22 protein-coding genes are annotated in these 23,347 nt (G+C 67.8%); 5 read left to right on the top strand and 17 right to left on the bottom strand.

The window, feature by feature from the left end:
- The first annotated feature begins 14 nt into the window (after nucleotides 1-14).
- On the top strand, nucleotides 15-896 hold the full coding sequence (locus BXA00_RS06755; protein WP_076517339.1) for a LysR family transcriptional regulator: 882 nt from the start codon (nucleotides 15-17) through the stop codon (nucleotides 894-896).
- Nucleotides 897-979: 83 nt separating this feature from the next.
- Here BXA00_RS06755 and BXA00_RS06750 read toward each other — a convergent pair whose 3' ends face one another.
- From BXA00_RS06750 to BXA00_RS06700, 11 genes are all read right to left on the bottom strand, one after another.
- Nucleotides 980-1,621, bottom strand: a complete 642-nt coding sequence (locus BXA00_RS06750) for a hypothetical protein (RefSeq protein WP_156902763.1) — start codon at nucleotides 1,619-1,621, stop codon at nucleotides 980-982.
- A gap of 121 nt (nucleotides 1,622-1,742) precedes the next feature.
- The gene (lpdA, locus tag BXA00_RS06745; protein WP_076517335.1) at nucleotides 1,743-3,140 is read right to left on the bottom strand and encodes a dihydrolipoyl dehydrogenase; all 1,398 of its coding nucleotides are present in this window, start codon (nucleotides 3,138-3,140) and stop codon (nucleotides 1,743-1,745) included.
- 8 nt (nucleotides 3,141-3,148) lie between these two features.
- Nucleotides 3,149-4,468, bottom strand: a complete 1,320-nt coding sequence (locus BXA00_RS06740) for a pyruvate dehydrogenase complex dihydrolipoamide acetyltransferase (RefSeq protein WP_076517332.1) — start codon at nucleotides 4,466-4,468, stop codon at nucleotides 3,149-3,151.
- Nucleotides 4,469-4,478: 10 nt separating this feature from the next.
- A complete protein-coding gene (locus BXA00_RS06735) occupies nucleotides 4,479-4,967 on the bottom strand; it encodes a VOC family protein (protein ID WP_076517330.1) in 489 nt (162 codons plus the stop codon).
- Nucleotides 4,964-7,147: a thiamine pyrophosphate-dependent enzyme gene (locus tag BXA00_RS06730; RefSeq protein WP_076517328.1), complete on the bottom strand. Its 2,184-nt coding sequence runs from the start codon at nucleotides 7,145-7,147 to the stop codon at nucleotides 4,964-4,966. The genes BXA00_RS06735 and BXA00_RS06730 overlap by 4 nt, the downstream gene beginning before the upstream one ends.
- Nucleotides 7,148-7,188: 41 nt before the next feature.
- On the bottom strand, nucleotides 7,189-8,001 hold the full coding sequence (locus tag BXA00_RS06725) for an SDR family NAD(P)-dependent oxidoreductase (protein ID WP_076517326.1): 813 nt from the start codon (nucleotides 7,999-8,001) through the stop codon (nucleotides 7,189-7,191).
- Between the two features lie 35 nt (nucleotides 8,002-8,036).
- Nucleotides 8,037-8,756 carry an ABC transporter ATP-binding protein gene (locus BXA00_RS06720; RefSeq protein ID WP_076517323.1) on the bottom strand — a complete coding sequence of 240 codons (720 nt, stop codon included), beginning with the start codon at nucleotides 8,754-8,756 and terminating at the stop codon, nucleotides 8,037-8,039.
- Nucleotides 8,753-9,505, bottom strand: a complete 753-nt coding sequence (locus BXA00_RS06715; RefSeq protein WP_076517321.1) for an ABC transporter ATP-binding protein — start codon at nucleotides 9,503-9,505, stop codon at nucleotides 8,753-8,755. Before BXA00_RS06715 ends, BXA00_RS06720 begins: the two co-directional genes overlap by 4 nt.
- Nucleotides 9,502-10,782 carry a branched-chain amino acid ABC transporter permease gene (locus BXA00_RS06710; protein WP_076517318.1) on the bottom strand — a complete coding sequence of 427 codons (1,281 nt, stop codon included), beginning with the start codon at nucleotides 10,780-10,782 and terminating at the stop codon, nucleotides 9,502-9,504. Before BXA00_RS06710 ends, BXA00_RS06715 begins: the two co-directional genes overlap by 4 nt.
- Nucleotides 10,779-11,720 (bottom strand): branched-chain amino acid ABC transporter permease, encoded by a 942-nt coding sequence (locus BXA00_RS06705; RefSeq protein ID WP_076517316.1) that lies wholly within the window; start codon nucleotides 11,718-11,720, stop codon nucleotides 10,779-10,781. Before BXA00_RS06705 ends, BXA00_RS06710 begins: the two co-directional genes overlap by 4 nt.
- Nucleotides 11,721-11,866: 146 nt before the next feature.
- Entirely contained in the window at nucleotides 11,867-13,102 is a 1,236-nt protein-coding gene (locus BXA00_RS06700) for a branched-chain amino acid ABC transporter substrate-binding protein (protein WP_076517313.1), read from the bottom strand.
- Nucleotides 13,103-13,605: 503 nt separating this feature from the next.
- Between BXA00_RS06700 and BXA00_RS06695 the strand changes: the two genes are divergently transcribed.
- Both BXA00_RS06695 and BXA00_RS06690 read left to right on the top strand, forming a co-directional pair.
- Nucleotides 13,606-14,343, top strand: a complete 738-nt coding sequence (locus BXA00_RS06695) for an SDR family NAD(P)-dependent oxidoreductase (RefSeq protein WP_076517310.1) — start codon at nucleotides 13,606-13,608, stop codon at nucleotides 14,341-14,343.
- A gap of 151 nt (nucleotides 14,344-14,494) precedes the next feature.
- Nucleotides 14,495-15,241, top strand: a complete 747-nt coding sequence (locus BXA00_RS06690) for a FadR/GntR family transcriptional regulator (protein ID WP_076517307.1) — start codon at nucleotides 14,495-14,497, stop codon at nucleotides 15,239-15,241.
- 25 nt (nucleotides 15,242-15,266) lie between these two features.
- Here the strand turns inward: BXA00_RS06690 and BXA00_RS06685 are convergent, their stop codons facing one another.
- The 6 genes from BXA00_RS06685 to BXA00_RS06660 all read right to left on the bottom strand — a co-directional run bounded on the left by BXA00_RS06685 (nucleotide 15,267) and on the right by BXA00_RS06660 (nucleotide 20,677).
- Nucleotides 15,267-16,604 carry an NAD(P)H-dependent oxidoreductase gene (locus BXA00_RS06685; protein ID WP_076517305.1) on the bottom strand — a complete coding sequence of 446 codons (1,338 nt, stop codon included), beginning with the start codon at nucleotides 16,602-16,604 and terminating at the stop codon, nucleotides 15,267-15,269.
- Between the two features lie 81 nt (nucleotides 16,605-16,685).
- Nucleotides 16,686-17,246: a 5'-3'-deoxyribonucleotidase gene (locus tag BXA00_RS06680; protein WP_076517303.1), complete on the bottom strand. Its 561-nt coding sequence runs from the start codon at nucleotides 17,244-17,246 to the stop codon at nucleotides 16,686-16,688.
- A 36-nt stretch (nucleotides 17,247-17,282) separates the two neighbouring features.
- Entirely contained in the window at nucleotides 17,283-17,813 is a 531-nt protein-coding gene (gene thpR, locus BXA00_RS06675) for an RNA 2',3'-cyclic phosphodiesterase (protein ID WP_076517301.1), read from the bottom strand.
- Nucleotides 17,814-17,877: 64 nt separating this feature from the next.
- Nucleotides 17,878-18,657 carry a chemoreceptor glutamine deamidase CheD gene (cheD, locus tag BXA00_RS06670; protein WP_076517299.1) on the bottom strand — a complete coding sequence of 260 codons (780 nt, stop codon included), beginning with the start codon at nucleotides 18,655-18,657 and terminating at the stop codon, nucleotides 17,878-17,880.
- 359 nt (nucleotides 18,658-19,016) lie between these two features.
- Nucleotides 19,017-19,925 (bottom strand): ABC transporter permease, encoded by a 909-nt coding sequence (locus tag BXA00_RS06665; protein WP_076517297.1) that lies wholly within the window; start codon nucleotides 19,923-19,925, stop codon nucleotides 19,017-19,019.
- The gene (locus BXA00_RS06660) at nucleotides 19,922-20,677 is read right to left on the bottom strand and encodes a cell division ATP-binding protein FtsE (protein ID WP_076517296.1); all 756 of its coding nucleotides are present in this window, start codon (nucleotides 20,675-20,677) and stop codon (nucleotides 19,922-19,924) included. The genes BXA00_RS06665 and BXA00_RS06660 overlap by 4 nt, the downstream gene beginning before the upstream one ends.
- Before the next feature lie 292 nt (nucleotides 20,678-20,969).
- Between BXA00_RS06660 and BXA00_RS06655 the strand changes: the two genes are divergently transcribed.
- On the top strand, nucleotides 20,970-21,986 hold the full coding sequence (locus BXA00_RS06655; protein ID WP_076521832.1) for an amino acid ABC transporter substrate-binding protein: 1,017 nt from the start codon (nucleotides 20,970-20,972) through the stop codon (nucleotides 21,984-21,986).
- Between the two features lie 169 nt (nucleotides 21,987-22,155).
- Complete coding sequence (locus tag BXA00_RS06650) at nucleotides 22,156-23,346, top strand: amino acid ABC transporter permease (RefSeq protein ID WP_076517294.1); 1,191 nt, start codon at nucleotides 22,156-22,158, stop codon at nucleotides 23,344-23,346.
- Nucleotide 23,347: the final 1 nt, after the last annotated feature.

Genomic DNA, 23,347 nt, shown 5'->3' with positions numbered 1-23,347 from the left:
AGGAGCGCTAAACCATGTCCCTGAACTCCGAAGCCTTGCGTCTTTTCCTGGGCGTGGTCGACGCCGGTTCGCTGAGCGCCGCCGCCGAAATGCTCGGCCAGACCGCGTCGGGAGTCAGCCGCGGCCTGCATCGGCTGGAGGAAGACCTGGGCGTCACGCTGCTCAACCGGACCACGCGCCGCATGGAGCTGACCGAAGAAGGCCGGCATTTCCTGCCCAAGGCGCGCCAGATCGTGGCCGCGCTTGAAGAGGCCGAGGAGTGCATGCGCATGGTGCATCAACGCCCGGCCGGCCGCCTGCGCGTGGATGCGTCGGTGCCGGTGATGCTGCACTGCGTGGTGCCGCACGTTGCCGAGTTCCGGCAAGCCTATCCCGAGATCTCGCTGGAACTGACCAGCAACGACCGCATCGTGGATCTGATGGAGCATCGCACCGATGTCGCGCTGCGCATGGGGCCGTTGACGGATTCCACCCTGCATGCGCGTGTGTTTCGCCCATCTCCGCGCTGGCTGATGGCCAGTCCGGACTACCTGGCCCGGCGCGGCGTGCCCAGGACGGTGGAGGATCTGGCGGATCATGAGCTGCTGGGCTTCACCCAGCCGGAAAGCCTGAATGCGTGGCCGCTGCGCCATGCCGGCGGCACCAGCTACCAGGCGACGCCGACGCTCGCCACGTCCAGCGGCGAGACGCAGCGGCAGCTTGCGTTGCGCGGCGTGGGCATCGCCTGCCTGTCGGATTTCGTGGTGCGGGAGGACATCCAGGCTGGCCGCCTGGTGAAGGTGATGGAAAGCGAATACACCGATCAGCTGCAGCCCATGCACGCCGTCTATCACCGCAACACGCAGCTTTCGCGGCGCATTGCGTGTTTCCTGGATTTCTACGTGGAAAGGATTTGAGGCTGGCGCGAGGCGCGCCGTCCCGCCACTTCTTGGGCGCATCAATCCAGGCACAACAATCCAGGCACATCACTCCAGGCGCATCACTCGTCGCGCGTGCAGCCTGCAAGATCCACGGGGAGTTCGCGGTGGTTGGGCAGGTACCGCGTCGTCCAGTGATGGTGGGTCACGACGAACGGCCCGAGGTACGTCACGTTCCAGACCGGGCACGTCCAGGACTGATGGGACGCGTGCTGCCAAGGGGTGTCTTCGGCTACCGGCCTTCCGTCAGTGTCGACCGGAACCCTGCGCGTCTCCTGGGCGATGTAGTGTCCCCACACGAGCGCGCCCGCATGGTCCAGGTGCTGGCGGCGCGTGGCCCAACGCTTGATGGGCAGGTACTCGACGCTTTCGAGCACCCAGTAGTCGTAGACCTGGTCAGCGTCAGGCGTGGCGAATCGCTGCTGGAAGTACAGGGGCCAGCACACCAGGGGCAACAGAAAGCCGACCCAGGCGGCTAGCCAGGGTCGGCGTCCCAGTCTGGCAAATGCCAGATAACAGGCGGCGGGCGCGAAGAGCAGCATGCCTGCCCACATGCCGACGTGCGCCCCGTGGAGGAAGTCCGCATACGGGTCGGCGGCCAGCGCCATTGCGCTGGCCGCCGTGATTGCCAGGCCCAGATAGGCGGCCAGTCGGCCTGCCCATGCGCCCGGTCGGGAGGCGGGTCTTGCGGTGGCTTGATTCATTCAGGATCTCGGGGATCCTGAGAGAGGGACGTTCGCGTGCGCAGGATCGGAAACGCAAGAAAACCAAGTAATGGTGTCCCAGCGGTGGGTCCGATGGCATCGAAAAGTTTCGAATTCCGCCCTACGCGTGCAGCGCCCGCCCAAATGCCGACAGCACCGATTCGTGCAGCGTTTCCGACAGCGTCGGATGCGCGAACACCGTGTGCATCAGGTCTTCCTCTGTAGCCTCGAGCGACGCCGCGACCCCGTAGCCCGTGATGAGTTCGGACGCTTCGGGATGGATGATGTGCGCGCCCAGCAGTTCGCCCGATGTCGCGTCGAACACCGTCTTGACCAGCCCCTGGTCCTCGCCCATGGCGATGGCCTTGCCGTTACCGGCGAAGGTGAACCTGCCCACGCGGATTTCGCCGCCCGTCTGCTTTGCGTGTTCGCGGGCGCGGGCTTCGGTCATGCCGATGCTGGCCACCTGCGGATAGGAATAAGTGCAGGCCGGGATGCGCAGCGGGTCGATGGGATGCGCGGGCAGGCCGGCGATGGCGTCCACGCACAGCACGGCCTCGTGGCTGGCCTTGTGGGCAAGCCAGGGCGCGCCGGCCACGTCGCCGATCGCATAGACGCCCGCCTCGCCCGTGCGGCACAGCCCATCGGTGACGATGTGCGTTTTCTCGACCTTGACGCGGGTCTGCTCCAGCCCCAGGTTCTCGACGTTGCCGACGATGCCGGCGGCGACGATGACGCGGTCGAACTCCTGGTTCGACGGTTTGCCGTCATGTTGCAGCGTCACCTTGACGCCCGTGGCGGTGGGCGAAGACGCCGTGACCGCGCAGCGGGTCAGCACGCGGATGCCCTGTTTTTCGAAGGCCTTGCGCGCGAGCTGCGAGATTTCCGCGTCTTCCTGCGGCAGGATGTCGGCCGTCATGTCGATCAGCGTGACGTCGGCGCCGACCGCGCGGTAGAAGCTGGCGAACTCCGCGCCGATGGCGCCCGCGCCCACCACCAGCAGCGATGCCGGGATCTCGGCGGGCGCCAGCGCCTGCCGGTAGGCCCAGATGCGCTCGCCCACGGGCAGCGCCGGCAGCTCGCGGGCGCGCGCCCCGGTGGCCAGGATGATGTGGCGGGCCGACAGCGTGGCGCCGTTATCCAGCGCCAGTTTGCCGGACCCGGCAAGCCTGGCGCTGGCGGCGAACACGGTCACCCCGTTCTTCTTCATCAGGTGCGCCACGCCCTGGCCCAGGCGGCCGGCGACCTTGCGGGACCGGGCGACCATGGCGCCCAGATCGGGACGTGCCTCGCCCGCGCCCGCCACGCCATAGTGCGCGGCCTCGCGGCAGGCGCGCAGCACCGTGGCGCTGTGCAGCAGCGCCTTGGTGGGAATGCAGCCCCAGTTCAGGCAGATGCCGCCCAGTTCGGCGCGTTCCAGCAGCGCCACCGACATGCCAAGCTGCGCGGCGCGGATGGCGGCGACGTAGCCGCCGGGGCCGCCGCCCACCACGGCCAGATCAAAACTTGTCTTCGTCATGGCGGAACTCACAGCAGGATGCGCACGGGGTTTTCGATCAGCGCGCGGAAGGCGGCCAGCCAGCGCGCGCCGACGGCGCCGTCCACCACGCGGTGGTCGGCCGACAGCGTCACGGTCATCACGGTGGCGGCGGCAAGCTGCCCGTCCTCGTCCACGACCGGCCGGCGCTCGGCCGCGCCGACGGCCAGGATCGCGGCCTGCGGCGGGTTGATGATGGCGGCGAACTGGCTGATGCCGTACATGCCCAGGTTGCTGACCGTCAGCGAGCCGCCGGTGAATTCCTCGGGCTTGAGGCGATTGACCTTGGCGCGTCCGGCCAGCTCGGCGATTTCGCCCGAGATGGCGGACAGCGGCTTGACGTCCGCGTCGCGCACGATGGGCGTGACCAGGCCGCCGTCGGTCGCCACTGCCACCGAGATGTCGGCGCCAGCGTGGAACTCGATGTCGTCGTCGTGCCAGGAGGCGTTCACTTCCGGCACCTCGCGCAGGGCCAGCGCGGCGGCGCGCACGATGAAGTCGTTGACCGACAGCTTGATGGCGCCGCCGTGATTGGCTTGCGCGCGCAGGGCCAGCAGCGCGTCCATGCGGCAATCGACCGTCAGGTAGAAGTGCGGCACGTGCTGCTTGCTTTCGGTGAGGCGGCGGGCGATGGCGCGGCGCATGCCGGTATGCGGCACGCGGCGCGCGGCGGGGCGGGCGGCGCTCGACGAGGCCGGCAGGGCCACGGCGGGTGCGCGGTCGCGCGCAGCTTCCACGTCGCGGCGCACGATGCGGCCGTGCGGGCCGGTGCCGGTGACGCCCAGCAGATCGACGTGCCATTGGGCGGCAAGGCGGCGGGCCAGGGGGCTGGCAAAGAGGCGGCCGCCGGGGATCGGCGCGCTGGCGGCCTTGGCCGGCGACGCCGCAGACGATGGGGCTCCCGCCGGTTGCTGCGCCACGGCCGACGCGGGGGCGCGGTCAGGCGATCTCCCGCCGGCCGGTGCTGCGGAAGCCGGCGCTGTGGCAGCCGGTGCCCCGGCAGCCGAAGCCGCGACAGCCGCGCCGCCTTGCTCGGCCAGCGCGCGGTCAATGGCCGCCGCGTCCTCGCCGTCCGCGACCAGCACGCCGATCACGGTGTTGATGGGCACCGACGCGGGTCCGGCCTGGACCACGATGCGGCCCAGCACGCCCGCCTGCTCGGCGTTGATCTCGACGATGGCCTTTTCAGTTTCGATTTCCGCCAGTGCATCGCCCACGGCGACGCGCTCGCCTTCCTGCTTGAGCCACTGGTGCAGCACGCCGCCCGAGGCGTCGGCGGCAACAGAGGGGAGCTTGATGAGGTATGCCACGATGTTCTTCCTATTCAGCGGAGGCGGCCAGGTCGGGCCGGTAGGCGGCGGGATCGTCGTATTCGACCAGTTCGAGCACATTGCCTTCGGGGTCGCGGAAGAAGGCGAGCCAGGTGCCAGTCCGCACTTCCATCGGCGCGGGGGCGCTGTCGAAGACGACGCCCTTCGCCTGCAGGGCGCGCACCACGCCGGGCAGGTCGCGCACGATGAAGGTCAGGTAGGCGGCGCCCTGGCGGTCCAGGATGGCCGCGCCGCGCACGGCGGGCTCCGGAGCGACGGCCGGTTGCAGCAGCTTGATGCGCTCGCCGTAAGGGGTCTGCAGGCGCGCCACGTCGTAGCCGTGCGGCGACAGGCCCGTGGCGCGGGCCTTGTCGGCGGGCACGGTCACGCGATTCACCAGCGTCAGGCCCATCACGCCTGTGTAGAACGCAAGCTGCGCATCCAGGTCCGCGCAGCACAGGCCGACCTCCATCGGCACGGTCATCGAGAGCGCGCTCATGCCCGTTCTCCCAGGTCCGCCAGCACGTCGGCCAGGCCCGCGACCACCTCATCGGTGTCGGCGAATGCCGCGCGTTCCAGCACCTTGGAGATGCTGGGCGAAGCCTCGCCGCCGGTGACGCGCTTGATGGGCTGGTCCAGCCAGTCGAAGTAGCGGCGCTGGATTTCGTCGGCCAGCATGGCGCCGTAGGACGTGCCGCGCGCGCCTTGCTCCACGATCAGCACGTTGTTGGTCTTCTGGATGCTGGCGCCGATGGTGTCCCAGTCCAGGCTGGCGCGGTCCAGCGTGCGCAGGTCGATGACTTCCGCGTCTACGCCAGCCTGCTCCGCGGCCGCGAGCGCGCGGCTGACCATGGACAGGTAGGTCAGGATGGTGACCTTGCCGCCTTCGCGGCGCACGCGGGCCTTTCCGAACGGAATGGCGTAATCCAGGTCGCCGTCGGGCACCTCGCCCGACGAGGCGTACAAGTCCACGTGCTCGATGACCAGCACCGGGTCCTTGGAGGCCAGCGCCGTGTTCATCAGGCCGACGTACTCGTAGGGCGTGGAGGGCGCGACGATGCGCCAGCCGGGCGCGGTGGCGAAGATGCCGGCCGGGTCCATCGAATGCTGCGAGCCATAGCCCGTGCCCATCGCGACCTTGGTGCGCAGCACGAAGGGCACGTCGATGTCGCCGCCAAACATGTGGCGCGCCTTGCCGATCTGGTTGAAGATCTGGTCCGCCGCGACCCACATGAAGTCCGGGTACATGAATTCCACGACGGGCCGGTAGCGGCCGTCCATCGCCAGCCCGCCGCCCAGCCCGGCGAAGGCGTTCTCGGAAATCGGCGTGCCCAGCACGCGATCCGGATACTTGTCTTTCAGGCCGCGCGTGGCGCCGTTGGTGCCGCCCTTCAGGCGGTGCACGTCCTCACCCAGCACCACGACCCCCGGGTCCGTTTCCATGCGGCGGTCGAGCACATCGGCGACCGCATCGACGAATTTGCGTTCGACCATTGCACCGGCGTGGTCCGCGGCCTCCTGGTAGCGCAGGCCGTCCAGTTCCGCGCCGTCGCTGCGCAGGCCCACGTCGCGAAAGTCCGGGCTGGGCCACAGGTCGGCGCGCACGCGGCGCTTGCCGCCGTCCGCCGCTTCCGTCAGGCGGCCGGACACGTCTTTCATCACGTCCTTGCAACGCTGGCGCAGCGCGTCCACGTCGGCCTGCGTGACCAGTTTGCGGGCAATCATCTCCGACGCGATGCGGTCCAGCGGGTCGCGCAGGCGCCACGCTGCCTCCTCGTCCTTGGTGCGATAGCCGAAGGCGCTGCCAGGGAAGGGGCCGTTCTGGTGAAAGAACCGGTAGACGTCCACTTCGACGATGGTCGGACCCTTGCCGGCGCGCATGTGCGCCACGGCTTCGGACATGGCCAGGTGCACGGCCAGCGGGTCCATGCCGTCGACCTTCCAGGACGGGATGTTGAAGGCCAGGCCGCGCGCCGACAGGCGCGGTTCGGCGGTGGATTCCTCCACGGTGGTCGACACGGCGTAGCGGTTGTTCTCGATGAAAAAGCACAGCGGCGTCTTCCACGCGGCGGTGAGGTTCATCGTTTCCAGCACGGAGCCGATGTTCACCGCGCCGTCGCCGAAGTACGTCACGGCCACGCGGTCGGTGCCCGCGTGCTTGTGCGCCCAGGCCGCGCCGGCCGCCAGCGGCACGCCGCCGCCGACGATGGCGTTGGTGCCCAGCGCGCCCGCTTCCAGCCAGCGCAGGTGCATGCTGCCGCCGCGGCCGCGGCAGTAGCCGTCCGCCAGGCCCATGATCTCGGCCAGGGTCTTGTGCAGGACCTCGTCGATGGCGGGCGTGAGGGGGTTGCGCGGGTCCAGGCCCTGCGGCGCGACGTGTTGCAGCGCCTTGGCCAGGAACTGATGATGGCCGCGGTGCGAGCCGTTGATCTGGTCGCCGGCGCCCAGGGCCAGCACCGAACCGACGGCGCCGCCTTCCTGGCCCACTGACGAGTGCGCGGGGCCGTGCACCAGGCCTTCGGCGGCCAGTTCCAGCACGGCTTCTTCAAAAGCGCGGATCCAGTGCAGCTGCGTCAGCATCGTGCCGAGCAGCGCGGCGTCCGCCTGCTGCCAGTCCGAGGCCTCGGCCGTCAGTTGCCGCCAGGGCGCCTGGGGCTCGAGCGGTTGGTAGGTGGCCATGAGTGAATCTCCAGTGTTTTTGTGCGTCGGTGCGGTTAGCGTCAGAGGTAGCTGTAGCGGCTCCAGCCGCCGTCGGCCACCAGGGTGTGTCCGGTGATGTAGGCGGCCTGGCGCGAGGCCAGGAAAACCGCCAGGTCGGCCATTTCGGCCGGCTGCGCCAGACGGCGCAGGGGCGTGCGTTGCTTCAGGCGTTCGGGGTCCAGCCGGCCGCGCGCGGCCAGGTCGCGCACCAGGTCGGTTTCGACGTAGCCGGGCGCCAGCGCGTTGACGCGCACGCCCATCGGGCCCCATTCCACCGCCAGGGTCTCGGTCAGCAGCACCACCGCGCCCTTGGTGGCGCAGTAGGCGGCGCGGTCGGGGGCCGCCACCACGCCGTACATCGAGGCCAGATTGATGATGCAGCCCGCGCCCGCGGGCACCATGCGCCGGCCCGCGGCCTGCGCGCACAGGAAGACGCCGGTCAGGTTGATGTCCACGGCGCGGCGCCATTCGTCCACGGTGACGTCCAGCGTGGGCTTGTTGGCCGAGATGCCGGCGTTGTTGACCAGCACGTCGATGCCGCCCCAGGCCTGCTCGACCTGGGCGAAGGCGCGCTCGACGGCGTCGGCATCGGTGACGGACGCCTGCACGGCCATGGCCTGCGCGCCGGTGCCCGCGCCAATTCCCGCGCCGGCCTCCGCCAGACCGGCGACGGCGGCATCCAGCGCGTCCGGGTCCATGTCCAGCAGCGCGACGCGCGCGCCCTGGCGCGCAAACGCCAGCGCGGTGCTGTAGCCGATGCCCTTTGCGCCGCCGGTGATGACGACTGCCTGGCCGCGCAACTCCGGATGGATGACTTCAGTGGTGTTGTCCACGATGTGTGCCTGTAAAGGATGAGTACGTAGGCGGGCTAGACCGCCAGCCATTCCTGGACGACGTCCTGGCGCTCATGCAGTTGCGCGGGCGGTCCTTCGAACACGATGCGGCCGTGGCCCATCACGCTGACGCGGGTCGACACCTTCAGCGCGATCGTCAGCTTCTGTTCCACCAGCACCACCGACACGCCCTGCTTGTGGATATCCCGGATGACATCGGCGATCACCTCGACGATCTTGGGCGCCAGCCCTTCGGTGGGTTCGTCGATCAGGATGACCTTGGGGTTGCCCAGCAGCGACCGGCACATGGTCAGCATCTGCTGCTCGCCACCCGACAGGTTGCCGGCGCGGGTGTCGCGGCGTTCCTTCAGGCGCGGGAAGTAGTCGAACATCTGCGCCACCGTCCAGTACGGGGCGTCGTCGCGCCGGGGCTGTTCGCCCATGCGCAGGTTCTCGTCCACCGTCAGGTTGGCGAAGACCTCGCGTTCCTCGGGCACGAAGGCCAGTCCGGCGCGCGCGATCTCGAAGGGGCGCTTGTTGGTGATGTCGCGGCCTTCGATGGCGATGCGGCCGCCGGTCACGTCCACCAGCCCCATGACGCTCTTCATGGTGGTGGAGCGGCCCGCGCCGTTGCGGCCCAGCAGGCTGACGACTTCGCCGCGTCCGATCGACAGGTCGATGCCGTGCAGGATGTGGCTCTTGCCGTAATGGGCATGCACGCCTTGCAGCGACAAGAGGGGGGATTGCGTCGTCATACCGTTTCCTCTCCCAGGTAGGCTTCGCGCACGCGGGCATCGCCGCGAATGGCGTCGGGCGTGCCGGTCGCCAGGATTTCGCCGTAGACCAGCACGCTGATGCGGTCCGCCAGCGAGAACACCACCTGCATGTCGTGCTCGACGATCAGCAGCGTGCAGTCGCGCGTCACGTCCTTGATCAGTTCGACCGTGTAGTCGACCTCGTGCTGCGACATGCCGGCCATGGGCTCGTCCAGCAGGATGACCTTGGGGCGCGAGGCCAGCGTCATGCCGATTTCCAGCGAGCGCTGCTCGGAGTAGTTCAGGTCGCCGGCGGCAGTGTGCTGCCTGGCCGTCAGCCGCACCTTTTCCAGCAGGCGGTCCACGTCCTCGTTCACGGCGCGGTTGCGCGCGATGGGCCGCCAGAAGTTGTAGACCAGGCCATGCATGCGCTGCACCGCCAGCCGCAGGTTCTCGCGCACGGACAGGCGGGGGAACACGTTGGTGATCTGGAACGAGCGCGCCAGCCCCAGCCGGTTGATGGCTTCGGGGGCCAGGCCGCCGATGGAACGAGAGCGCAGATTGATGTCGCCCGACGTCGGCGCGAACGAGCCGGACATCAGGTGGAACAGCGTGGACTTGCCCGCGCCGTTGGGACCGATGACGGCATGGCGTTCGCCGGCTTCGATGGCCAGGTTCACGCCGCGGATGATCTGCGCGTCGCCAAAGGACTTGCGCACGTCGGTCAGGGTCAGGATGTCGTGGCTCATTGGGCGGGCTCCAGCAGGGGGGCGGCTTCGCCGGCGTCGCGCCACAGGGCCAGGGCCCAGCGGCAGGCCGCAAGGCCCGCGGCGAACAGGGCCAGCGGCACCAGCCAGGTCGATACGGCAAGGGGCGCCCAGTCGTGGCCGAACAGCGGGATGGCGGGCCAGCCCGCCTCGGGGTTCATGGCGAGCAGGGCGCGGTAATCGCGCGCGAACATGCGTTGCAGCAGCTCCACGGTGAAGACCGTGGCGCCGGTCAGCAGCAGGCCGCCGGCCACCGACACCGCGGCGCGCGGCAGCCAGTTGGCCAGCCCGCGCTCGCGCAGCGACTTGGCGGCGCGCTGCACCAGCCCGACCAGGCCGTCCGGCACGAACAGCATCACCAGCACGAACAGGATGCCCTGGTACAGCAGCCAGGACCGCGTGATGTCGGCCAGCGTCTGCGACAGGAAGGTGAGGATCGAGGCGCCCAGCACGGGGCCGAGGAACGCGTTGACGCCGCCGATGTAGGCGAACAGCACCGCATCCGTGGACAGCTTGACCTCGAACAGCACGTAGTTGCCCGCTTCGATGTTCAGCGCCTGCAGGCCGCCCGCGATCCCGGCGAACATGGCCGACAGCGCGAACACCATGGTCTTGAGCGCATGCGGCCGGTAGCCCAGGTAACGCAGGCGGCTGGCGTTTTCGCGCAGCCCCAGCGTCAGCCGGCCCAGCGGCGTGCGCGTCAGCCCATACAGCGCCGCCAGCGACACCAGCACCCAGGCCAGCACCAGGTAATACACCTCGATGTCGGAACCGAACGTGAAGCCCCAGGCCGGCATGCGCATGGCGGATACGCCGGCTTCGCCGCCAAACACGCTTTTCAGGTGCGGCGCAAGCGCGTGCAGCAGCTCGGCCAGCGCCAGCGTGATCATCGAAAAGTACACGCCCGACCGCATGGTGGCGAACCAGCCCGCGATCACGCCGAACAGCAGCCCGGCCACGCCGCCGATGAGCGGCATCAATGGCGTGGGCAGCAGCCCGGCCCCGCCCAGCGCATTCATCGCATGGATGGTGGCGAAGGTGCCGACGCCAAAGTACGCGGCATGGCCGAAGGACAGCATGCCGCCCTGGCCGGCCAGCAGGTTGAAGGCGCAGGCGAACAGCGCGGCGATCAGCATCTGCACGGCCGCCACAAGCTGGCCGGCAGGCAGCAGCCATGGCAGCGCACACAGCGCGGCCACGCACAGAATCAACAGCAGCGCGCCCGTGGCGCGACGCGTGGAAGTCGCGGTATGGCTCATGCCTGCTCTCCCTTCAGGCCCGACGGCTTGACCAGCAGCACCACCAGCATCAAGAGGAACGGCAGCGTCGCGGCCAGGCTGGATACCTTCACGGTCATCAGGCCGCCCACGCTTTCGGCCCATTCCCCGGCGCCGAACAGGCCGAACAGGGTGGCCAGGCTGGCGTCGATGCCGACCGAGAACGAGCTGATCAGGCCGATCAGGAGCGACGCGATCATCGCGCCTTCCAGCGAACCCAGGCCGCCCACCACGACCACCACGAACACCAGCACGCCCAGCTCCAATGCCATGTTCGGGTTGGTGGTGTAGAACGCGCCCGCCACCGCGCCGGCCAGTCCGGCCATCGCGGCGCCCACGCCGAACACGCTCATGAAGACGAGCGGCACGTTATGGCCCAGCGCCTCGGCCATGCGCGGCCGGTAGATGGCCGATCGCACCACGATGCCCACGCGGGTGCGCGACAGCAGCAGGTAGATGGCCGCGAACATCGCCAGCGACACGCCGCCCATCAAGAGGCGATAGAACGGATAGTCGGCGTCAAACACGCGGAACGCCGCGAAGTTCAGGAACTGCGGCACCCGGTAGTCGACGGGAAAGTCGCCGTAGAACAGCTTGATGAGTTCGGCGACGATGAACGCCAGGCCGAAGGTCACCAGCAGTTCCTGCGCGTGGCCGAACTTGTGCACGCGGCGCAGGAAGAAGCGTTCGACGCCCATGCCCAGCACCCCGGCGATGACCGTGGCCAGCACCAGCGCCGTCCAGAAGCCCGTGACGGGCGTGAGGGTGTAGGCGGCATACGCGCCGATCATGTAGAACGAGGCGTGCGCGAAGTTCAGCACACCCATCATCCCGAAAATCAGTGTCAAGCCTGCCGACACCATGAATAGCAGCAGGCCGTAGATCACGCCGTTCAACAGCGAGACGGTAAAGTATTCCATGTCCGCTCCAGGATTCTTGCGCGGGACGCCGGGCGTCCCGCGATCTATTGCGCACGTTGTTTTTGCCCGGCCCGCGCCGGGTGCGCGCTTGTCATGTGCCCAGGGCGGCCCGCGCGCGGGTCAGCGCACGGACCGCCGCAAGGGCATCACTTCGGGCGTTGCATCTTGCAGGTGGCCTGCACCGGCGAGGACACGTCCGCCGCGGCCAGCACCTTGACGGGCGCAAAGCCCATGTCGGTGCCGTCGGCCTTGTACTTGGCATCCTTGCTGACCTTGGACACCACCATCGGCAACTGCACCTGGTGGTCTTCGGCGCGCATGGTGTAGTCGCCCAGCGCCGACTTGTAGGTGACCTTCTCCAGCGCGGCGGCCAGTGCCGGCACCGGCAGCTTGCCGTCCTGCGGCTTGACCTGCTTCAAGGCTTCGCCCAGGAAGCGCACGCCGATCACGGTCTGCGGTTCGGTGTAGCTGGGGTAGTGGCCGGTCTTGGACTTGTAGTCCTCGGCGAACGCCGCGCCTTCCTCGCCGGCCGCTTCGATGTTGTACGGGTGCGCGATGTAGTGGCCCAGCGCGACCTCGCCGGCGTTGGCCAGGTTGCCCACCTGGTCCAGGAACACCGTGGCAAAGCGCACCTTCAGGCCGCCCGCCTGCGTGGCCTTCATGAGCAGCAGCAGGTCGTTGGACCAGTTGCCGGTGATCACCGTGTCGGGCGAGGCCGAGCGGATGCGCGCGACGTAGGGCGCGAAGTCCTGGATCTTGTTGACCTCGTGCAGCGTCTTGCCCACGACCTCGTAGCCATACTGCTTGGCAAAGCGCTCGGTCGCGCCTTCCATGTCCTGGCCCCAGGAGTAGTTCTGGTTGATGGCGTACACGCGCTTGCCCAGCGTGCCGTCGGCCGACATCACCGAGGTCAGCGCCTTCACGCGCAGGTCGGCGTTGGTGGTGAAACGGAAATGGTAGAAGTGGCACTTCTGGCCGGTCAGCTCCAGCGCCTCGCCGCCCACGTTCAGGAACACGATCTCCTTGCCCGGGTTGCGCAGGTTGTGCTTGCGCACGTCTTCGGTGAGCTGGCCGGAAATCGCCGACGACGAGCCCTGCACCAGCACCTGCACGCCCTCGGCGGCCGCGGCGCGGAAGCGGTCCGAGGCGCCCACGGGGCCGCCCTGGTTGTCGAACTCCACCAGTTCCAGCGGCTGGCCGTTCCAGCCGCCGGCCGCGTTGATGCGGTCCAGCTCGTATTTGACGGCGGCGCGGAACATCAGGCCGGTCGAGGCCTGCGGCCCGGACAGGGTTTCGATCAGGCCGATCTTGACGGGCGCGGCGTGGGCCGTTGCGGTAAGTCCTGCCAGGCACAGCAGGCCGGTGGTGAAAGCCAATTTCATGCGTGTCTCCTCCGTGGGACGGGAGTGTGTGATTGCGTTGATCAGGCAGGCGCGCAGGCCGCCACGCCCGCATGCCGCTGGGGCGTGGGGGTGTAGCTGCGCGTGGATGCGGGAATGGCGGGGACCGCGGGCGGCCGATGCGCCGGGCCAGCGTGCCGGCCGGACGCAACATGGGGCCGCCGGAGCGTCTGGAGTTGCGCCGTCGGGCGTGCCGATGGCGCGGATGCGGTCGTGCTGCCGGTGAAGTTCACCTGGTTGTCCCCTGCCTGTTTATGCGGCGTGACGCCGTGTTTTTCTGACGGACTTGCCGGGAAGCGCGGGTTGATTTAAGCTTTCCGTACAAGTTGTCAGGCAACTTTATAAAGTTGTCCGATAAATCATAGGTCAAGCGTTTTTCTCGTGTCAAGCAACGGATTCAGGCGTTCAATCTGATCACCGGGGCGGTGCGCGAAAAACCCGCGGACCGCGTGTAGCGCAGACTCAAAACAGCTTCAGGAGACAGGATGATTTCGTTCGAAGGGCAGGTTGCCGCCATCACCGGCGCGGGCAATGGCATCGGGCTGGCCACGGCGCGCCTCATGGCCGCGCATGGCGCGCGGCTGGTGTTGACCGACATCGACAATGCGCGGCTGCAGGACGTTGCGGCGGAACTCGATCCCAGCGGGCAGCGCGTGTACACGCACGCGCTGGACGTGTCGGTCTCGCATGATTGCGAACGGGTCTTCGAGGCGGCGGCCCGGCATTTCGGCGGGCTGGACCACCTGGTCCACTGCGCGGGCATCTATCCCGAACAGCTCGTGAAGGACACCAGCGACGAGGCCTGGCGCACGCTGATGCGCATCAACCTGGACGGCACGTTCTACGCGTGCCGCGCGGCGCAGCGCCACCTGCGCCACGACGGCTCGATCGTCCTGCTGACGTCGCTGGCCGCGCAGCGCGGCAGCTATGCGCACGCCGCCTACGCCGCCTCCAAGGGCGCGGTGCAGAGCTTTACCCGCAGCCTCGCGCTGGAACTGGCGCCGCAGATCCGCGTGAACGCGGTCGCGCCCGGCATCATCGCCACGTCCATGACGCACGACCTGATCGGGCAGAAGGGCGCCCAATTGCTGGAAAGCACGCCCCTGCGCCGCTTTGGCACGGCCGAGGAAATCGCCGGGACGATCGCCTTCCTGTGTTCGCCGCTGGCGGCGTTCGTGACGGGCGAGGTCATGCAGGTCAATGGCGGGATCTACATCGCGTAAAGTGGCAAGACGCGACGCCCTGGAAAAACCGGCAAATCTATAATTTTCCGGGACGCCGCCGCGCACGAGCCTGTCGGGACCACCACGCGAGACATTCCTATAACCACGGCCGCCGCGTCCGCGCGCGGCCCTCACGTACCAACGATTCCACATGCAGCCCAGTCAAGAACCCGATCCGACGCGCGCCGCGCCCCGCAGCTCGCTGTCCGCGGCGGTGGCGGAGGCCCTGGCCGAGCAGATACGCCAAGGCGTGCTGGCCCCCGGCGACCGCCTGCCGACCGAAAAGCAACTGACCGAAATGCACTCGGTCAGCCGCGCGGTCGTGCGCGAAGCCCTGGCCCGCCTCAAGTCCGAAGGGCTGATCACCTCGCAGCAGGGCAGCGGCGTGTTCGTCGACCCCAATTTCCAGAAAAACGCCTTTCGCATCGCCGCGCCCACGCCGGGCGACAACCAGGACCTGGAACACATCCTGGAGCTGATGCTGTCCATCGAGGTCACCGCCGCGCGCTATGCGGCGCAGCGGCGCACCGAGCCCGACTTGAAGAAGATGCGCCAGGCGCTGGTGGGCATGGAGTACGCGCTCATCAACGACAAGCTGGGCGACGAGGAAGACTACCAATTCCACCAGGCCATCGTGCAGGCCACGCACAACCCGCATCTGGTGGCGCTGAACGATTACCTGGAAGCCAACGTGCGCCGCGTCATCCGCAGCGCGCGCAACAACACGGCGCGGATGTACGCCGAGCGCATGGCCGCGGTGCAGAGCGAGCACCAGGCCATCTTTGCCGCCATCGAATCCGGCGATCCGGACGCGGCGGGCCGCGCGGCGGAACAGCATCTGCGCAATGCGGCAGACCGGCTGCGGCTGTTCCAGGCGGAGCGGCCGGCGCCGGTCTGAGCGGGGCCGCCCGCGCCGTCGCCGCCTAGGCGAAGGTCTGTTCCATCTCGCGGCGGAACTGCACCGCGGTGGACCGCTCGTCGTATTCCACGTCGCGCCAGCGGATCGCCTGCGACTGGCGCACCGGATTCTTCAGCTTGACCTTGTGCGACAGCCCCAGCGGCAGATAGCCCTCCTCGACGGAATCGGGCGCGGGCATCAGGCGGCCGTACACCGTATAGCCGCCTTCGCCGTCCAGGATCTGGCCGGGCTGCAGGTCGCGTTTGGCGGTCGCCACGACGTCGCCGTGCCAGCCGGCCGGCGCGCCCGTGGGCTCGCGCCGCAGGCCCACGCTGGCCACGCTGATGCCGAGCTCCAGGCCGATCAGGTGGTAGGGCTTGTACATGGCGGTGAAGTTGCCGCTGGGATCGGTGACCAGGCCATATTCCTGGAAGCAGCGCCGCACGTAGTCGCTGTCGGCCGCCAGCGTGACATAGACGCCCCAGCGCAGGTCGCGGAACACCGGCCGGCCGTCGCGCTCCAGCGACGAGATCACTTCGACCTGTCCGCGATGATGCAGCATGCCGCCGTCCTCGCGCGGACGCAGCACGCGCGCCAGGTCGTCCACGCCGCAAGGGGGGAAATGCAGGCCGGACGGCGAGGGCAAGAGACCCGTGGCGTTGGACACCGCGGCCATCTCGATGGCGCTCTTGGTGCCGTCCAGGAAGCTGTTGAACATCTGCGCGTTGAAGTCTCCCGCCGCCACCATTTCGGCGGTGAAGCCGTAATAGGGCCAGACGGTGTCGGGCGTGGAGGTGTGGAATTCCGGCAGGTACTTGGTGCCCTTGCCGGCGGCCATGACTTCAAAGCCGCTGGCTCGCGCCCAGTCCACCATTTCGCAGATCAGGGCCGGCTGGTCGCCGTAGGCCAGCGAATAGACGATGCCCGCCTCGCGCGCGCGGCGCGCCAGCAGCGGGCCGGCCAGCGCGTCGGCTTCGACGTTGACCATGATGATGTGCTTGCCGTATTCGCAGCAGGTCAGCACATGGGTGATGCCGGCGGCGGCCTGGCCGGTGGCGTCGATGACGATGTCCACGTCGGGACTGGCGATGACGGCGCGCGCGTCGTCGCAGAAATAGACTTTGCCGCTCTTGTACGCCTCATTGATGCTGCCGGCGTTGAGCGCGCTGGCGGGCCAGCCTACGCGGGTCAGCGCGGCGCGGGCGCGGTCGGGCATCAGGTCCGCCACCGCCACCAGGCGGATTCCCGGCGTGCGCGGGGCCTGGCTCATGAACATGGCGCCGAACTTTCCGGCGCCCAACAATGCAACTCGCAACGGCTTGTGGTCGGCCTCTCGCTGCTTGAGCAGACGGTACAGATTCATGGCGCGGGCTCCTCCTGGGTGGGGCGTACGACTCCACAGGATAGTCCCAAACGATGACGGTTGGACAGGACTCAGCCGGACTCAGGCATCTGCCGTATAGAGCTCGCCGGCCAGCACGCCGCGCCAGTTCTGCCAGTTGATGCGCGGGCGGTCCGTGACCTCGCGGTTATAGGGCGCGTCGAACAGGATGTGCTTCCAGCGCGGGCGCGCCGCGCCTTCGATGTGGGGCTTGTCGTCGATCAGCAGGTGGCCCTGCACCAGGGTCTTGTCCTTGGTGAGGATCAGCCGGCTGGTGGCGTCGCGGCCCAGGTGTTTTTCCACCCACAGGTATTTTTCCGCCACGCAGTTCTCGAATTGCGACAGCGGCGACGAGCAGATGCGCACGTCCATGCCCAGCGCCAGCAGTTCCTTGACCGCGTCCAGCGCGCCCGGCACGGGCGGCAGGTTGCGGATGAAGCCCGGCGCCGTGTAGATGGCCTCGGCCATGCCGCGTAGTTCGGGGGCGTAATCCTCGCGGATGTAGAAGGATTTGCGGTCCTCGAAGGCCACGGGCGCAATGTCCGGATGGCGCTCGCGCCACGCATCGATGAAGGCGTGTTCGAAATCGGCCAGCACGCCGTCTTGATCCAGCAGGATGATCATGGGGAACCCAGGAGTTGGCAACCTTGGGATTGTGCCCTAGCCGTCCAGCGGGCGCGATTGCGCCACGATGCGGTAGCGGCTGCCGCCGGTCAGCGATTCGGACGCCACCAGCACCATGCGGTCATAGCGCCACGCTAGCGGCGCGGGGGGCTCCTCGGGCGGGTGGGCGTGAACGATGTTGCGCAGCAAGGTGACGTGCGGGCGGAACGGCTGCGGGGGCGGCGCCAGTCCGTAACCGGACAGCCACTGCCACAGGTCGTCATGCGCGGCCTGCAGGCCGGCAGGCGTTTGCGCCGGTCCCGCCCAGAGGATGCGCTGGCGGCCAAAGACGCCGTACCGTTCCAGCGGCGCCTCGCCCGGGGTGAGCCGATGTCCAGGCGTGGCGGCGGCCAGTTCGTCAGCCAGCGCGCTGTCGACCGGACCCAGGAAGGCCAGCGTCAGGTGCAGCGTCTCGGTGCGCATGGCGCGCCCGCCGCAGGTCAGGCGGGCCTGTTCCGCCCACCCGGCCAGCGACGCCGCCAGGGCGGGAGAGGGCCACAGCGCGAAAAAGAGGCGGATCGTGGACATGCGGTGATTGTAGGGGCCGGGCGGCGGGTCCGTCCGCCGTCGGCCAGAACCAGCCGCTGCGCGTTTACTTGCCCGCGGTTTCGGGCTTGGGTCGGCGGGTCAGGGCGGTGTCGAAGCGCTCGACGCCGGGACGGGCAGGGCGGTCGAAGCGTTCGACGCCCGGACGGTTCAGCCGTTCGACCCCCGGACGGCTGCTTTCCACACCCGGCCGGTTGAAGCGTTCCACGCCGGGCGCGGTGAAGCGCTCGACGCGCTGCGGCGTGGCCGTCTTGGCCGCCGCACTCTGCGCCGCGGCCTGTTCGCGCTTGGCGATGATTTCTTCGGCGCGCTGGTGGTGCGGCGCCATCTTGCGCACCATGACGCGCCCGTCGTGCGGGAAATAATTGATGCGGCGCGCGTGCACGTCGCCCAGATCCTGCGCCTTGACGGGAATGCCTTCGAGCTTGAGATAGTTCAGGACGAACTCGCCGTTGCGTTCGCCGATGTTCATCTGTTGCATCGCCGCCAGCACCGCGCCGCCGCCGAACACCTTGGCTTCCAGGCGGTCGCGCGAGGCGCCCGCCTTGAGCAGTTCGTTGATCAGCACTTCCATGGCGAACGCGCCATAGCGCATGGTGGCCGAGGCGGGCGATTGCATGTCGCCCTCGGGCAGCATGAAGTGGTTCATGCCGCCCACGCGCGTAACCGGGTCGTGGATGCACGCCGCGACACAGGACCCGAGCACGGTCGAGATCATCAGGTTTTCATTCGTGACGTAGTACTCGTTGGGGAGCACCTTCACTGCCTGACATTGGAACGCGCTGTCGTAGTAGTGACGTGTTGCGCGGGCTTCAAGAGCGGCCATTGGACTGATATCTGGGCAAAAACGGCGATTGAGACACTGGAAATGCAGGAAGAAGCAGGCTTTGTATCAAAACATGTACAAAAATGTCGCTTTATTCTTGCATATCCCGGCAGTCCATGGGAGAAAACTATGTAAACAAGACCAAAGCGTCGTTTATTGGAACTTCCCTATGCCGCCCGCTCGCGCGACGCCTGCGCGAAGGGCTGGCAGCCATCGTACACAGGCTTTTTGCGGTCTTTCCCCGGATCACGGGGACGAAGGGGGGTCAAACGGAGCTTTAGACCCGCCGGTCGGTGGGCAAGCCCGGCGCAGGTCCGGGCAGGCCGCCCGGATTCCCGCGTCGGGCGGGGCCGGCCGGGCTAGAACCGCGTGCTGCGGGTGACCGACCAGCGCGCGGACAGGGCGCCCAGCGCGGCGGCGGCGATGACGGCGCCGATCAGGACCGGGGCGCCGGGCAGGTGCAGGGCGAACTCGGCGCCGTAACTGCGGGCCAGGCCCAGCAGGGCGTCATTCAGGGGGGACAGTGCGACCGCCGCCACCCCGATGGCCAGCACCGAGGCCAGGGCGCCGGACAGCGCGCCCAAATACAGGAAGGGGCGGCGCACGAACGATTCGGTGGCGCCGACCAGCCGCGCCACGCCGATTTCCTCGCGCTGCGACAGCGCCTGCATGCGCACGGTGTTGAACACCGTGGCCAGCACCACGACCGCCACGCAGGCCGCCAGAAAGCCCAGGCCGATACGGGCAAATCGCAGGATGGCTTCCAGCCGCTGGACCCAGGCGCTATCGAGCTGCACCAGGTCCACGTGGTTCCATTGCTTCCAGGCCGAGGCCAGCGTGTCGGCGCGCCCGGCGAGGTTGTCGCCGTCGGCCAGCGTGACCACGACCGCGTCCGGCAGCGGATTGCCCGGCAGCACGGCCAGCGCCTCCTGCCAGGCCGGATTGGCGCGCAGATCGGCCAGGGCGCTGTCGCGGCCCACGACACGGACGGCGCGCACCTCCTGCGGGTACTCGTCCTTGATGCGCTTGGCCACGTCCGCGGCGGCGCCCGAGGGCGCGTCCACCCGCATGAAAACCGTGACCTCGGGGGTGACGGACATCTGCCGCGCCACCGGCTGCACGGAGACCAGGATGGCGCTGCCCAGCAATGGCAGCGCCAGCGCCAGGGCCATCACCAGCAGATTGGCGAGCGAGGAGAAGGGCTGCTTGATCAGCCGGCGCAGGGTGACCAGCAGCGCGTAGCGGTGTTGCCGCAGCCAGGCGTTCATGCGGATTCTCCCGGATGGCCCAGGCCCGGCTCGGCGCGGCCGGGACGCGCGGGCGCCGCGTGGGGAGCGTGGGCGTCGGCAGGCGTGGCGGGACCGTGGGAATCGGCGAACCGGCCCGGATCGATGCGCAGGGTGCGGGTGGCGTAGCGCGCCATGAGTTCCTGGTCGTGCGAAGCGATCAGCGTGGTGACGCCGACGCGGTTGAAGTCGCGGAACACGTTCATGATGCGCTGCGCGTTGTCGTGGTCGAGGTTGGCGGTGGGTTCGTCCGCGATCAGGATGGCGGGCCGGTTGACGATGGCCCGCGCGATTGCCAGGCGCTGCTGTTCGCCGCCCGAGAGCTCGATGGGATTGAGGTCTTCCTTGCCCGACAGCCCGACCTTGTCCAGCGCCGCCCGGGCGCGCGACGCGGCGGATTCCCAGGGATGGCCCTGGACGGCCAGCGGCAACATCACGTTTTCGAACGCGCTGCGATCGAACAGCAGGTGCGTGTCCTGCAGGATGACGCCCACCGCGCGGCGCAGGTAGGGCCGGGCGCGCGCGGGCAGCTTGTCCAGACGCTGGCCGTTCACCTGGATCGAGCCCCGGCTGGCGGGCTCAAGCCCGCCGATCAGCTTGAGCAGGGTGGACTTGCCGGCGCCGGACGGCCCCGATACGAAAACGAACTCTCCCGCGCTCACGCGGAAGTTGATGTCGGCCAGGATATTGCGGCCGCGACCATATGATTTGAATACGTGCTGGAATTCGATCATGGCGGCTGTCAGATGAAGCCGCCATAGTAACTCGGGGACAGTAAGGTGGCCTACACCTCGTGGCGCGTCGTCCAGGCGATGGCCTCGTTCGACAGGCTGAACCGGATGCCCGTAAACCTGAAAGCGCGTCCCTGTTTTTCGTCAAAAACAGCGTTTCATTTCATCCAGTGTCCCTATATTTCAAGGGAATTCCCGGATGCGCCGCGTGCTTTGCGGACGCTACCATCCGCCCAATGCGTGGGCCCAACCCGGCACGCGCTTTGGATTCGCTTCATCCCACACGGAGATCACGATGAAAGTACTGAAACTCGCTGCCATTGGCGCTGCCCTGCTTGCCGCATCCTCGGCTGCCAATGCGGGCGCAACCTTCGATAACGTCAAGAAGAAAGGGTTTGTCCAGTGTGGGGTTTCGACGGGTATCCCGGGGTTCTCCATCGCTGACAGCAAGGGCGAATACAAGGGCATCGACGTGGACATGTGCCGCGCCATCGCCTCGACCATGTTCGGCGACGCCACCAAGGTCAAGTTCACGCCCTTGAACACCCAGCAGCGCTTCACCGCGCTGCAATCCGGCGAAGTCGACGTGCTGACCCGCAACACCACCGTCACGCTGACCCGCGACACCACGCTGGGCCTGATCGGCGTGGGCGTGAACTACTACGACAGCCAGGGCGTCATGGTCTCCAAGGACCTGAACATCAAGAGCGCGAAGGAACTGAACGGCGCCACCGTCTGCGTGCAGCCGGGCACCACCACCGAACTGAACCTGGCCGACTGGTTCCGCAGCCAGAAGATCGAATTCAAGCCGGTCGTGATCGACAAGTACGACGAAATCATCCGCGCCTTCTCGGCCGGCCGCTGCGACGCCTTCACGACCGACAAGTCGCAACTGGCTTCGACCCGCACCACGCTCGAGAACCCGGACAAGTTCGTCATCCTGCCGGAAGACTTCTCCAAGGAGCCGCTGGGCCCCATGGTCCGCCAGGGCGATGAGCAGTGGTTCAACGTCGTGCGCTGGTCCCTGAACGCCATGCTGGAGGCCGAGGAATACGGCATCACCAAGGCCAACGTCGATGAGATGCTCAAGAGCTCCAATCCCAACATCCAGCGCATCCTGGGCGTGACCCCGGGCATGGGCAAGAACCTGGGCGTGGACGACAAGTGGGCCTACAACATCATCAAGAACGTGGGTAACTACGGCGAAAGCTTCGAAGCCACGCTGGGCAAGAACAGCGCGATGAAGCTGGAGCGCGGTTTGAACGCTTCGTACAAGCAAGGTGGCTTGATGTACGGCTGGCCGGTGCGCTGACGCGCGGCTGCCTGGCATGGCGGAGCACGGCTCTCCGTCATGCCTAGGGCCTGTCTGCACAGGACGTGTATTTCCTGACAGGCCCTAACCCGCCTTCGGGCGGGCGGCAGAAGTGGGTGGCGCGGCAATTGCGGCATGTCACCCGGTGTCCGACTTCTGTAGATTCATCATGACGACTCCCAACAAAAACGCCCCGATTTCGGCACCCCCACGGCGTCTGAACTGGAACGATCCCGGCGTGCGCTCCGTGGTCTACCAGGTGATTGCCCTGACCGCGGTAGCCTGGGCCGTGTGGTTCCTGGTATCGAACACGCTTCATAACCTGTCCGTGCGCAACATCGCCACGGGTTTCGGCTTCCTGGACCGCGAGGCCGGCTTCGCAATTGGCGAAACCGCCATTGCCTACTCTCCCTCAGACACCTATGGCCGCGCCATCGTGGTCGGCCTGCTCAACACGTTGCGCGTGGCTGTCCTCGGCATTGTGCTGGCGACCATCCTCGGCACGCTCATCGGCATCGGCCGCCTGTCCAAGAACTGGCTGGTGTCCAAGATCACCTCGGTCTACGTCGAGGTGATGCGCAACGTGCCGCTGCTGCTGCAACTGTTCTTCTGGTACGCGATCATCACCGAGAACATGCCGGGTCCGCGCCAGGCGCACAATCCGCTGCCGGGCGTCTTCATCTCCAACCGCGGCCTGAAAGTGCCGGCGCTGGAAGGCAATTCGCTGGACTGGATGCTGGCCGGCCTGGGGCTGGCCATCGTGGCCATCATCCTGCTGGGCCACTGGGGCAAGAAGCGCCAGGAAGCGACCGGCCAGGTTTTCCCGCTGGGCCGCGCAGCCATCGCCCTGCTGATCGCCTTTCCCGTCATCGGCTGGCTGGTGAGCGGCGCGTCGCTGAAGCTGGACATGCCGGAATTGAAGGGCTTCAACTTCGCGGGTGGCCTGACGCTGTCGCCGGAATTCGCCGCGTTGCTGGCGGGCCTGGTGATCTACACGTCGGCGTTCATCGCTGAAGTCGTGCGCTCGGGCATCCAGGCGGTCAGCAACGGCCAGTGGGAAGCCGCGGGTTCGCTGGGCCTGCCGCGCGCCAAGGTGCTGCGCCTGGTGATCCTGCCGCAGGCGCTGCGCGTGATCATCCCCCCGATGACCAGCCAGTACCTGAACCTGACCAAGAACAGCTCGCTGGCCGTGGCGATCGGTTATCCCGACATCGTGTCGGTGGTGAACACCACGCTGAACCAGACGGGCCAGGCCATCGAGGGCATTCTCATCATCATGGGCGCGTACCTCACGGTCAGCCTGTCGATCTCGATCTTCATGAACTGGTACAACAAGCGCATCGCGCTGGTGGAGCGTTGAT

Source organism: Achromobacter sp. MFA1 R4, assembly GCF_900156745.1.
Lineage (GTDB): Bacteria > Pseudomonadota > Gammaproteobacteria > Burkholderiales > Burkholderiaceae_B > Achromobacter.
This window is presented reverse-complemented; position numbering and strand designations above follow the sequence as displayed.